Origin of the sequence: Legionella bononiensis (assembly GCF_016786215.1) — a bacterium.
GTDB classification, from domain to species: Bacteria; Pseudomonadota; Gammaproteobacteria; order Legionellales; family Legionellaceae; genus Legionella; species Legionella bononiensis.
This window is the reverse complement of record NZ_JADOBG010000010.1, coordinates 159,771-173,908: the sequence shown is the minus strand read 5'-3', so window position 1 is coordinate 173,908 and position 14,138 is coordinate 159,771. Positions and strand designations below refer to the sequence as shown.

Sequence of the window (14,138 nt, the reverse complement as noted above, 5' to 3'; positions counted from 1 at the left end):
AGCGAAAAATGATTATAATGCTCTGAAATGAAAAATAAAAGACAGTGATTTCAAATTATGAGCATTTACCAGTGGTTAACACAACCCTATCAGCTTGTACCTACGGAATACATCACTTTGCAGGACAAGACATCAAGTCCTGATTACGTACATATTCTGATTAAATCAAACGTTAACTTATTGAATAATAACCATAATAAAGAATCTATTGTTTATGAAGTCAACATCACCAGTCAACGGATGATTGCGCAATTAGAGACAGTTATAGAGCAATTTTTTGCAGAGGGTGGTACTCGGATTGCCATTACTCTAGATGATGAACGAAGTACTTGGGAGCAACAGGCGACGTTTATCTATCAGCTATTAAAAGTAATTAATACCCATTCGTGTGAGTTATTGCTTATCGATTTCAGGCCCAACTTATTCTCTGGGCTTTTTTTTGGCGCAGTGACTGCCTTTGCCTGTGAATCACAACGAATTAAACTAGCTCGAGTTAGAGCGCAAGATGAGAGAGTGTTTCACCTGATCCCTTCTTTGTTTGAGCACTGTCTTTTTGTCTTGCCTTCACAACAGTATCGTGTGCATAACCGCAGCTTAGAGCACTTGGAATGGAAGCCGGTGACCCCTAATGCAATCCAAACAACGCCCTTTACAGGAAATATCCTGATTACTGGAGGCAGTGGCGCTGTTGGCCAATTATTAGCACACCATCTGCATCAGAACCATGAATGTCAGGTATTTATAGTTGGCCGTAAACCATTAAACGCGGAACTGGCAGCCGCTTTGAAACAGATCAAAGCGAAGTCCTATTTCCAGGCTGATTGCAGTCAATTTGAAGAAATGCAGGCGATTTATCACTACATTAATGAGCATCATGGCCTTATAAATCATGTGTTTCATTTGGCAGGTGGCCTTAATGATTCCTTGTTTATCAATAAGCAGCGGGATGATTTTTTAGCGACTATAGCCGTAAAAATTGCTGGGGCAGAAGTGATCAAGCGACTTGCAGAGCAGTTTAAACCACAGTCAGTCTGTTTATTTTCTTCCTTATCGGGGATCTTGGGAAATACTGGCCAAACAGATTACGCAGCCGCTAACGCTGGTCTTAATGAGTTGGCAGAGCAAAATAATTTGAACCACTCTACTCGATGGTTTGCGATTAATTGGGGATTATGGGAAACCGCGTCTGGCATGCAAATGACTGATACCGGGAGGATGAACGCAATGAAATCAGAAGAAGCGCTCAAACAACTCGATGCAATTTATGCAAACAAACTCACCGTATCTGCGGTTTATCATGGTCAAGTTGAATTACTCAAACCGGTTAAGCAACTGGACCGTCGTGGGGACTCATCTGAAATTTCATTGGCGAAGGTCCGTCAATGGATAAAGGAACTTATTGCTGAATGTACCAAAATTAAAAATATAGAGGAGGAAGTTTCCCTACTTGAAAAGGGAGTTGACTCCATCATTGCCACGCATATTGCGATTCACCTTGAAAAAGAATTATCGAAATTTAGCACGCGATGCACCATACCTAAAACCCTGGTTTTTCAACACAGTAGTGTGAACCACATTATGGAGTATTTGCTTGCGAATCATGCGGATGCGCTACAGTCGCTGTTTCCCGCTGAAAACGAGGAAGTTACTGCCTCTTCAATAAGCGAGGTGCCTGAGCTACCAATCCAGTCTGTAGAAGATGATCGTTTTGCTATTATCGCTGCAGCTGGTGAATTTCCTCAAGCAGAAGATGTACATGCACTTTGGGAGCTATTAAACAGCAGTTCGGATGCAATTAGACCTATTCCTGAAAATCGTTGGGATTGGCAGCAACAGTTTAGCTTGGATGCAGCTGAACCAGGAAAAAGTTATTGCCGTCAAGGTGGCTTTATCCAAAACGCGGCGCAATTTGATGCCAGTTACTTCAAAATCACTCCACGCGATGCGCAAAAAATGACCCCTGAGGCACGCAGGCTGTTGCATCAAAGTTATTATGCTTTGGAGCAGTGTCATTTCCTTAAAGCACTTGATGGTTCTGTGGGCGTTTTTGTTGCTAATATGTATGCCCATTATCAAAATCTTGATAAAACCAGTGAGCTGTTTGATAGCTCTTTGTCAGCCATGGCCAATCACGTCTCTTATGCTTTTAATTTTAATGGTCCTAGTATGGGGATCGATTCCATGTGTTCTGGAGGCCTTAATGCCTTACATATCGGCTTGAACAGTTTGAAACTCGGTGATTGCAATGCCATTTTGGTAGGCGCGGCTAATATCATGTCCCATCCTGGAAAATACCGCTTTTTATCCGAAGGCAAATTTTTGAGCCATTTTGGTAAATGCCAGAGCTTTGGCATAGGCGCTGATGGTTATGTTCCGGGTGAGGGCTGTGTGGTGTTGGTGGTTAAGCGTTATAAAGACGCCATAGCACATAAGGATAAAATTTTAGGTATTATTCGTGGTTCTGCGGTCAATTCAAATGGGGCCAATGGCGCTATGACTGTTCCTTCGGCAAAGGCTCAATCCCAAGTCATTAAAAAGGCCTTGGCTCGAAGTGGTTTACAGGCTGACGACATTAGTTATATAGAAACGCATGGTACTGGAACTTCTCTAGGCGATCCCATTGAGATAGACGGTTTAAATCAGGTCTATGGTCAAAGTAGCAAAAGAATTTCTTTAGGTTCATTAAAAAGTAATATCGGTCATTTAGAGGCTGCTGCAGGCCTTGCTTCCATTGTCAAAGTGCTCTTACAAATGCATTACCGCAAGAAAGTGCCGAGTCTTCATTGTGATATAGAAAATCCATTATTAGGCTTAGATAAAACCCCCTTCGTTCTTCATAAAAAATCGGCTGCATGGGGCGATGCGAAACACGTTCTTTATGCCGGAATCAGTGCTTTTGGTGCTGGAGGGGCGAATGCGCATGTGATTATAGAATCACCTCCACCAGACTATGCATACAGCGAACTGCCACGAGCGATTAAACAACTTGATGAAAGCCAGTCTTTTTGGTTGGATCCACAGACCATCGATCGGATACAACATAAGGACAATCCAGTTGATCTTGATAGCACTCGTTCGCTATGGCTGACTAAAGAGTTTCAGTCTTGCGATACGCCACTGACTAAATTAGAGAAGGGCTCTTATTGTTTTATAGTAACACTAAGTCAAAAACAAGTTTTAGATCTGGTCGATAACACCCTGCCATTAATTCTGCTTCATGAGGCAGGGCAACAACAACACTACAAACACGTGGTGATTAACTTAAGTGCATTAGATGATGCAGATGATGCTGACTATTTATTAGATCAGTTTAATTTGGCGCAAAGTTTAGCCAATCAAAAAGCAAATCTGGATTTAATTACCTTGACCCGCTTAAACTTTTTGTCTTCTTCATCTGCTTATCGCGCTGCATTTGATGGACTATATAGAACCTTAAGTTTAGAAAATCCAAGTATTAATCATCTCGTCATTCAAAGCGATGAGTCATTAACTCAGATCGTAACTTTATTAACAAACACGCAAATTAAAGAGCAGCATTTCGGTGTTTATCAGTGGCAAGGATCTTATTGGAAACAACAAAAATTTATTGAGAATAAAGAATTAATCCAGCAACACCATAAACCTTTATTAAAGAAGGGTGGTATTTATGTGATTAGCGGTGGTTTAGGCGCGATAGGTCAAATTATTTGTCGTTGCTTATTAAGTCAGTACGATGCCACAGTGATTTGCCTGGGCCGGTCTCCATTGCTAGGAGTGAAGCAAGAACAGTTTGCCAAGCTTCATTCAATCAATGGGAAGCTTGAATATTATCAAGTGGACGTTACCGATAGTGTCAAAGTACATGAAACAATTAAAGGGATTGTGCAACGTCATGGGACGCTCAGTGGGGTTATCAACAGTGCTTGTGTATTAAACGATGGTTTATTGCGTGAAAAAAACTTTGCTGTGTTTGCTGAGGTAGTTCATAGTAAAGTCCAAGGCACTATAAATCTTGATGAAGCAACTAAAGACTGCCTGCTAGATTTCTTTGTTTCTTTCTCGTCAATGTCGGCGGTATATTCCAACGTAGGCCAGTCCGATTATTGTCTGGCGAATACTTTTGTTGATAATTTTACCCATTATCGCCAGCAGCTGGTCAACACGTCACAGCGTTTTGGTGCAAGTTTGACTATCAATTGGCCATTATGGGATGTTGATGGTCTATCACTGAGTCCACAAACTATAACCTATTTGTGTGAGGCGACGGGAATAGAGCTTCTAAATGAAGTATTGGGAGCGACGCTTTTTGAACGACTTATGGATAGCAAACATCCAAATCAACTTATTCCTTTATATGGGAATACAGCGGATATTCGAACAAAACTGTTAACGCAAAAGACAGCTACTTTGCAGGCATCAGAACATTCCCTAGATTCGATTATCAGTACGGTTATCGACTGCATCAGTCAGGTTACTCATATCAATAAAGCCCATTTAAATGCAAGGACCAGTATTAACGAACTAGGAATGTCGTCGGTTTTATTAGCAGAGCTTGCCGAATTAATTGAAACACACTTAGGGACGCCAATAGCACCAAGTGCGTTTTTTTCTTACCACACAGTGCACAAAATTGCTCATTACTTAAATCCAAAGATTACTAAGAATGAATCAAGCCATCCCCAATTGGATAGGACGGTTGATGCGCTTCCCGCTCATGATGAGTACGCTATCATTGGTTTATCAGCACTCTTGCCTGGAGGTCCCAGGCCAGAAGACTTTTGGACTAGTTTAGTTAACAATCAGTCATCGGTCAGGAGGGTTACTCGTTGGGAAGGGGAGTATTTTGCTGCGACTTTGGACTCTATAAAGCAATTTGATAATCAGTTTTTTAATTTATCGAATAAAGAAGCCATGTTAATGGATCCCCAGCATCGCTTGTTTTTGCAAGAAAGTTATCAGGCCTTACTTAATGCAGGTTATCCTCCCAGCAGTATGAAACAAGTTGGTGTCTTTGCTGGTGTTCAATTTAATGACTATCACAATTTATTAGGCCGCAATCAAATCCCACAACATCCTTATATGGCGACAGGTAACTCTCATGCCATGCTTGCTAATCGAGTCTCATATCTGTTTGATTTTAACGGTCCAAGTCAGACTATCGATACGGCCTGCTCCAGTACTTTGGTTGCCATAAATCGCGGGCTATTAGCCTTGAAAAACAATGAATGTGAACTGGCCTTATGCGGAGCGGTCAGTTTGCTTATTGATGCGCGTGTTACTGATGCGGCACAGAGCATGGGTGTTTTGTCGCCTAATTTTCGCTGTGCCACCTTTGATGAGAGTGCCGATGGCTATGTTCGTGGTGAAGGGGTTGGCGTATTTGTCATTAAACGCCTTAATGATGCCTTGCGAGATAAAGATGCCATACATGCGATCATTGTTTCATCTGCAGAAAATCATGGAGGTAGAGCAAATTCGCTCACTGCACCTAATCCCATTGCTCAAAAAGAGTTACTACTTAGGGCTTATAAGGGGTCTTTGGCCCAGCAGGTCAGCTATATAGAAACACATGGGACCGGAACTCGTTTGGGCGATCCCATTGAGTTGGATGCGCTGACTCAAGCCTTTAAACATCTACGATCTGAAACGGTTGCTAATACCATTATGTTGGGATCAGTAAAAACCAATGTGGGCCATCTTGAGCCTGCAGCTGGTGTGGCGTCGTTGATTAAAGTGATTTACTCCTTAAAGAACAAGCTGCTTCCTGCAAATGTGCACTTCAAGCAATTGAATCCTTATATTAACTTAGACAATACTCCGTTTAAAATCGTTGATAGAAATACATCCTGGCAAGGTAAAGAGCGAGTTGCGGGAATTAGCTCCTTTGGCTTTGGTGGTTCCTATGCTCATCTGGTTTTAAAAGAGGCACCAGAATTAAGTATATCTCCACACACACAGAACTCGTTTTATTTGCCATTATCAGCTCGTAAACCAGAGCTCTTGCAGGAAATGATCGCTCAATTGCTTGCCTTCTTGAGACAGAATATGAATAGTCCCCTGGAGGCGCTTTCTTATATGTTGTGTTGCTGCAGAGATCATTTTACTCATCGATTTATTGCCCGTTGTAGCTCGATAGAGGAACTAATAGTGCATTTAGAGAATCAAGAAGTTCAGGATGATCCGCTTTGTCGCGAGTATTGCGAAGGTAAAGATATACATTGGGATAAATACTTCCCGAAAAAACCCAATAAACACTTTATTCCTGGATATGTATTTGAACAAAAAGAATTTTGGTTTGATACCCATAGTGTAGAAACAATAGCAGGGCTGGATAATGAACACTAGTCAAGAAAGAATTGCGCTCGTTGGTATGGCATGCAGGCTTCCTGATGCACATACAGTCAATGAATTTTGGCAGAATTTGATACAAGGTAGGGTGTCTACTAAAAAGAAAAGACTCTGGCCGGATGGTTCTTCAGCTTATTCTGGCTTCTTGGATGATCCCAATAGTTTTGATGCGGCTTTTTTTAATTGCTCCCCTAATGAGGCTCAATGTATGAGCCCACAATTACGTCAATTATTAGAAGTGTCGTATCAGGCGATTGAAAGCAGTGGGTTAACGATAAAAAAATTGGGTGAGTTAAATACCGGGGTATTTTGTACGAGTTTACCTGGAGATTATAAAAATATTCTGGCTCAAGATGCGCACAATGCAATTAATCCTTATAGCTTTTCCGGTAATGCGCCCTCGGCTATGTCAGGCAGATTGTCTTATTACTATGATTTTCATGGTCCATCAATTTCTATTGATACGGCTTGTTCTTCAGGGCTTACTGCCTTGCATTTGGCACAGTTGTCGATTAAAAATGGCGATTGTGACGCTGCCTTAGTGGGTGGGGCTAGTATCTTTTCAACCAGTGAATTTCATACCTTGGCTGCCGCCAGTCAAATGCTCTCTAAAGATCATGAATGCGCGGCTTTTGATGAAAAGGCAGATGGCTTCGTAGCCAGTGAGGCAGTTATTTGTCTGGTCTTGATTCGTGAAAGTAAAGCTCAAGAGTTGGGTATACCTGTTTATGGCTTAATTAAAGAACTCAAATTAAACCATAATGGCTTGAGTAATGGTCTGATGGCGCCTAATGCAAAACAGCAAGAATCATTAATTAGACAATGCTACCAACAGGCTGGACTATCCCTAAAAGATATAGCACTTTTTGAAACACATGGAACAGCAACAAAACTGGGGGATAGTATCGAGCTCAGAGGATTAGCCAATGCTTTAGGAGCGCAAGGTGATTCAGTCAGTTATCTAGGTGCTTCTAAAATGATTATTGGACATTGCCTGGTTTGCTCTGCCTTAGCATCTGTTATTAAAGTCGCTTTGTCTTATCATTATCAAATGATTCCGCCAAATCCATTATTTAAAACAATGAATCCTTTGTTGACTATCCCTGATGGATTAGCGATTAATACCACCGCTGTTCCTTGGCCTAAAGGAAAGCAGTATGCCAGCATCAGTGCTTATGGATTTACCGGCTCTAATGGTCATTTGATCATGGAGTTTGTTGAGCATCAGAAGACTAACGCCGAACTCTTACCCCCATACTCTTTTGAGCGTGTTGAATACCACGTTAAAAATAACCAGCAACGAATAGCAAAAATGGAGACTCAGACTTCAGAAATGGAGGCCTGTATTGAGGTGTTATGTGAGGTTTTATCTTATCAGGCGAATAAACTGGATCTAAGTAAGTCTTTAGCCGAGTTGGGCATTGATTCTTTGAGCGCATTGAATGTATTGACCAAATTAAAAGAACGTGGTTATGCCACCTCTGCTGATAAAGTATGGAGCGCCCCGACTTTGCGGGACTTTGCTCATGAATTAACTCCTCCTGTACACGAGGATATAGAGAGTGATATTCCCGGGCTAAGAAAGAAAAAAAGTAATGGTTTAGAGTGGCTATATTCTAATGGAGATGGGCCTATTTTAATTCTTTTACCGCCATTAAATAGTGACTATAAAGCCTGGATGCGACAGATTCCTATGTTTTTAAAACGCCGTTATCGACTCTGTATTCCTCATTATCCTGGGCATGGAGCTCAAGCACTTGAAGAGTCATTAGTATTGGAAGGACTAGCAAATAAAATCGCGGACTTTGCTTATTCCTTGCCGCAAAAAGCGCATTTTATTGGTTGGTCATTGGGTGGGATTTTAAGCATTTTAATCGCGACGGTACATAGAGATTTAATAAAGAGCATGACTTTAATTGCCTGCACCACTCAATTTGATGAGAGCTTATTTGAAAAAACAGTGGAGATGCAAGACGATCTGAACAGTAGAGATGATTTATTAAAAATTGTTTTTCAGACTGAGCAATCGATTAGCGAGTATATTTCCTGCAAAACGGCGATGACCGTTTTGAAAGACTATTATCAAGAGCTGATCCATTTATCCATTGAACCCCAAGCGCTTAGCGCAATTTCTACACCCACCCAGATCATTTTAGGAAAACACGATCCGGTAATTAATGCGCAACAAGTTGAACGACTGAAAACAATTCCTCATCAAGCACTCACTGTTTTTGAGCAAGCAGGGCATTTCATACCTATTACTTCTGCCGCAGAGTTTAATTCATTAGTGCTTTCTTTTGTGGACTCAATTGAGAATACTAAGGCTGATGAGCATGTATAAGTTACTGGAAGCAAATTCTGCAGAACAACTGATTTGGCGGCGGTTGCTTGAAAATCCTCATGATAAATCGTGTACGCTTAGTTATCGATTTTTAATCAAACAGATACTCACTCCAACACAAATTAACGAAGCGATTTATCGCTTTCTTAGTGCGCATAAAGAGCTCAATTATCGATTTTATGAACATGATGGGATGGTCTATAAACGGTTTCAACCGCCATCCATAGAACCAGTCCGTGAATTGTCGGGACACGATACAAGCGAGAAGGTTTTATTTCATAAACCCTTAGCCCCGCTTTATGAATTTCAATGGCAAAGAAGCGATGAAGGCTTGTATTTGTATGTTCATTTGAGTCATTTAATCATTGATGGCAGTGGATTTTGGCTCTTGGTTCATGAGCTGGAAGCCGCATTTTCAGGTAAGCAGAACCCAGTTCACCAAGAGCAGCCACAAAAGCACTCGGAAGATGACTCATACTGGCAGCATTATCTGCACAATCAATCCGTACACCAAGCCATTCCTTTTTTAGAGCATGGTGCAACACCCCAATGGATTAGTCATGACTGCTTACTTTCTCCTGAACTGGTTAGAGAGTTAATCAATTTTAAAAACAGTCATTCCGTGTCGATTTTTCATGTATTAAGTGCTGCTTTGGCTAGTACCTTACATCACTACTTAAAAGATGACTCATCAGCCACAATCATTCGATTAGCTTATTATGTAAAATTAAACAGGCAACTCAATCAGTTTGGTTGCGATATCAACTTGCTACCCTTATTTGTGCCTTGTGAGGATACTCAAACTCTGGAGCAAATACTGCAATCAATTGTTGCTACACGCAAAGAGCAGGTTACAGTACAAAATAGGCCTCTTATTCAGCTTCTAAAGTACGTAGATCCCATAAAAAATAATAATCGTCCTTTATTGAATGTAGTAGTTAATGAGTCTCCTGGGCTAGTAGCTCAGACGAAGACTGCATATTTTGCAGAAGTTATAAGTTTAGATAATCAAAGCGCGGCTAATACCTTGTCACTAGTTTATACCTTTGATGGAGAACAACTACGTATCCGTTTTGAATCCAATCAAGGGCCATTGCTGCAGGAGCTATTAAGTCAATTGGCGGCAAATTGTATAAAAGCCTTGGCGTTAATCGTCACTAAGCCACAGATGCACTTGGGAGATGTGGTATTTAGAGAAGAGGCGCAACCGGTAAGCAAAGGCGCACTTTGTAATTATTCAGGGTCATTATTCGATGCAATTGCATCACATAATCAAAAACGTAGAGCAGTGGTTGATGATCGTACAACTTTATCCTACGAGGATCTTAAGGAGCGAATCCATGCAGTCTATAGGACTTTAACCACTTTAGATATAAGCTTATTAACCCATGGTGTTGCTTTATTTTTAACTCGAAGCAGTCAACTTCCAATTGCTATGATAAGCACATTAGCAGCTAAAGTCCCCTTTATTCCAATAGCAGAAAATACACCTGCAGCAGCACGGGATTTACTCATCAAGGAAACGCAATTAAAAACTATCTTTGTGGATACCCAAACCGAACAATTACTCTCTGAAGATGAAAGAGAAGCGCTACAAGTGATTAATTTAGACTTGATAAAAAACGTGGACAGCCATTTGTCTATGGAGCCCTTACTAGACAATGACATTGCTTACATTTTGTTTACCTCCGGCTCAACAGGTAAACCTAAAGGCGTGATGATTAGTTATGATAATTTAAATAATTTTCTTTGTTCGATGGCTGTTCATCCGGGATTTACTCAACACGATACCTTACTGGCGCTCACGGCAATAAGTTTTGATATTTCGATTAACGAACTTCTATTGCCACTTTTTTGTGGTGGTTGCGTGCTTATTGCATCTACTGCTGTGCGTTCGTCTCATCAGATTTTAGGTGAGATGATTAATCAAGATCAGGTATCAGTGGTGCAGGCAACTCCATCAACACTAAATTTACTGATGCAAAGCCAATGGATTTGGCATAATAAAAGAACCTTGCGTTTATGGATTGGTGGTGAGGCTTTAAGCGCCGATCTGGTTACTTTTTTTAAGCGCCAAAATATTGAGATCTACAATATGTATGGCCCAACCGAAGCAACGATTTGGGTCAGTGCTTCATTAGTTCACTCGGCAAGCTTAATCTCTATTGGAACTCCTTTAGCGAATACATCGTTATATGTGCTTGATAGCAATGGGGCATCCATGCCGCTTGGAATGGCTGGTGAGTTGGTCATTGAGGGCAAATTAGTTGGCCAAGGTTATATCAATTATCCAGCTAATTCATTTAAAGATGGGGAAAATGGGTTAAAGCGATATCATACCGGTGATAAAGTGATTGCCTTGGCAAAAGACACGCTAATCTACCTCAATCGTTACGACGAGCAGGTCAAAGTACGAGGTCATCGGATTGAGTTGGATGAGATCAACAGTCAGATACGAAAGTTAATTCCAAATTTTATTGGTTTAACGCTACTAGTTCCAGAACCGGAAGCGCATCTTTGTGTTTATTACACCTCACCAACTCATCTTAATGTGGATCAATTAAAGGAAAGCCTTAATAAAATACTTCCTGGATACAAAGTGCCGCAGCGTTTTCATTTTTTAGAAGCAATTCCTTTAACTAATAATGGTAAGGTAGATAAGAAAAAGCTTCTTGCTTATGAGGTTGAGCAACAAGATTGCCCACTTATTGATGATAAGGAACCCACCACATTCGAGCAAAAAATCCTCAGGCTTATTACTCAGCATTTTAATGTTACTATTAGTGATTTAGAGCGATCCTTACTGGAGTATGGCTTTAACTCATTGAGTTTTAATCAACTGTCGTTTTTATGTGATCAACACCTCGATTTTACAGTGAGCCCTCACCAGTTTTATCATCTTAATACGATCAAAAAACTGACCGAATATTTTCAATTTAATACAATTTCAGTCGCCAAAGATTATTCTCTGATGGTTTCTAAAAAAACGCAAACACGCATCGCTGTAATTGGCTATGATGCATTGTTGCCTGGTGGTAAAAATCCAACTGAGTTTTGGGAGTCATTACTAAATCAAGAATGTTTAATTAGTGATCACAAACGTCCTTGGTTAAGTAGCAAGGAACGTGCTGGTTATATCGAAAAGGTAGAGTATTTCGATAGGAAGTTTTTTAATCTCTCTCCTATAGAGGTTATGCATCTGGATTTTAGGCAACGTTTATTGCTGCAATGTGCTTTTCGTACTTTAGAGCATGCCAGTATTTCAACAACAGCCCTTGATCATAAATCAGTGGCGTGTTTTATTGCAGCAACGGGTATGGATTCAATACTTGCTTTAAGTAAACATCAGATTCCTGCACATCCCTATACGCTTTCAGGTAATTCGCTGAGTATGCTGGCTAATAGATTGTCCTTTTATTTTAACTGGAAAGGACCTTCAGCTACTGTTGATACCGCGTGTAGCGGTTCTTTAGCAGCACTGGCGCGAGCAATGGATAGTTTAGTTTTAGGTAAGGCTGATTTATGCTTTGTTGGTTCTGCCAATTTAATCTTGGATAATGAATTCACCGATGCTTTACAGGCTGGACGATTTTTATCGCCTCAATATCAATGCGCGAGCTTTTTAGAACATGCCGATGGTTATGTGCGTGGTGAAGGGGTATTAGGATTTCTGTTGAAACCTTTGGAACAAGCCGTAGAGGACGGCGATGTTATTCATGCCGTTATTCATCACGTGGTGGAAAATCATGGTGGTAGATCGGCATCGCTTACCTCACCCAATCAGCAAGCGCAGACCGATTTATTAACTAGAGCTTATCCTAAAGAATTGGCTCAAAATCTCAGTTTTGTAGAAACCCATGGTACGGGAACAAAGCTTGGTGATCCTATAGAAATTGATGCGCTAAAAGAGTTTGAGCAACTTAGTTTGGGCGATAATCAACATGAGTCAATTTATTTAGGCGCGTTAAAACAAAATATAGGTCATCTGGAGGCTTCAGCGGGATTTGCTTCCTTATTAAAAATTATTTTGGCGATGAAGCATCAATGTCTGCCTGCAAATGTACTGAGTGAAACACTCAATACATCCATCAATTTAACGAATTCCAGGTTTAAGTTAAGTTCGAATACTATACCCTGGGTAGCTAAAAATCTCACGGCCGGGGTTAGTTCATTTGGTTTTGGTGGTTCAAATGCCCATGTCGTATTATCGAATTATGATGAAGTCGAGCTGTGCCGTGATTTAGATCAGGATGTGTTCCTACCTATCGTTTTATCTGCTAAAACAAAAGGTGCATTAAGGGCACGCCTAAACAATCTACTGAACGACCTGGCGAGTGATGTACCATTGCTAGATATAGCCTACAGTCTGGCAGTGGGGCGAACTCATTTTGAGTGTCGTACGGCGGTATTAGCACAAAATAAGCAGCAATTAGTTGAGGAGCTGAAGGAGTTATTAGCCACGGAACAATTACAAAAACCAATAGAAGGACGTTCAGCTGCTCTTGACGACTATTTAGCCGGTAATCCAGTGGATTGGGAGTCGCTTTTCTCTTCATTTAAAGCAAAACGGGTCGCACTTAGTCCCTATGTTTTTGATACAGAGCCCTATGTGCATAAAACCTTTGCTTCAAGTACCAATTTAATAAGTAAAATTAAATTCACTCCGATTAATGCAAATCACTATTCAATAATAATCTCGAGCGACCATCCTTTTCTTGCCCAGCATCGAGTATTTAATCATAAAGTACTTCCTGGAGTGGCTTATATTGATTTTGTTTTGTCACTTTTGTCCAAGGATATATCCAATAAGGCTTTGTGTTTAGAAAATCTTCGTTGGCTTCAACCAGCAGTATGCGAAGAAGAGTCTTTGTGTTTGAATCTTGAGCTCGGTTTGAACGCGTTTAAATTTTCAAATCTTGATAATCAAATTTTGGCAACAGGAGACTACAGTTGGTTAGAGAAGGAATCTGTTTTAACTCAACCTTGGTTTGAAAAAACACAAAGTGAACTAAGAAAATCAGTTCTTAATGAGAGTTTAGCGGCATATGTTTATAACCGATTTAAACAGCTGGGGATAGAATACGGCGCCTATTTTCAAGGGATATCCTCAATAAGTTGTACCGAAAATGTAGCATTAACGCAAATTGTCATAGAGCCACAAGGAAGCTGTATTGGCTTGTTGGATGCAGCGTTTCAATCAGGAATGGCGATTAACTTGGCAGAAACTCAGGCAGGATTAATGCCCTTTAGTTTAGGACGAATTATAATTCTTGAACCCAATAAATTAAGATTAGTACAAAAAAGCCACGTTTACACGCTAAAAAACTCTCCATTTAGAACCAATTTTGTAATTTGCGATGAGTATGATAATCCTTTGTGTATACTAGTTGACCTCGGTGTCAAAGCTTCAAATCTGCCTTTATCTTAAATGTCTACTTACTTTGACTGGAGAAAGTTAACAACTACGCGA

At 40.5% G+C, this 14,138-nt stretch carries 3 protein-coding genes; all 3 read left to right on the top strand.

Features of this window, described 5'->3' with window-relative positions:
- Window positions 1-57 precede the first annotated feature (57 nt).
- Genes IZU94_RS06085 through IZU94_RS06075 form a run of 3 tightly spaced genes read left to right on the top strand, consistent with a single transcriptional unit; the run spans window position 58 to window position 14,096 of the window.
- Entirely contained in the window at window positions 58-6,324 is a 6,267-nt protein-coding gene (locus IZU94_RS06085) for an SDR family NAD(P)-dependent oxidoreductase (protein WP_203108977.1), read from the top strand.
- Window positions 6,314-8,668: an alpha/beta fold hydrolase gene (locus IZU94_RS06080; RefSeq protein WP_203108975.1), complete on the top strand. Its 2,355-nt coding sequence runs from the start codon at window positions 6,314-6,316 to the stop codon at window positions 8,666-8,668. Before IZU94_RS06085 ends, IZU94_RS06080 begins: the two co-directional genes overlap by 11 nt.
- Window positions 8,661-14,096, top strand: a complete 5,436-nt coding sequence (locus tag IZU94_RS06075) for an AMP-binding protein (protein WP_203108973.1) — start codon at window positions 8,661-8,663, stop codon at window positions 14,094-14,096. Before IZU94_RS06080 ends, IZU94_RS06075 begins: the two co-directional genes overlap by 8 nt.
- Window positions 14,097-14,138: the final 42 nt, after the last annotated feature.

Excerpts from the sequence above, each read along its gene's own strand:
- IZU94_RS06085 (WP_203108977.1), top strand. The coding sequence starts at position 58 with ATGAGCATTTACCAGTGGTTAACACAACCCTATCAGCTTGTACCTACG.
- IZU94_RS06080 (WP_203108975.1), top strand. The coding sequence starts at position 6,314 with ATGAACACTAGTCAAGAAAGAATTGCGCTCGTTGGTATGGCATGCAGG.
- IZU94_RS06075 (WP_203108973.1), top strand. The coding sequence starts at position 8,661 with ATGTATAAGTTACTGGAAGCAAATTCTGCAGAACAACTGATTTGGCGG.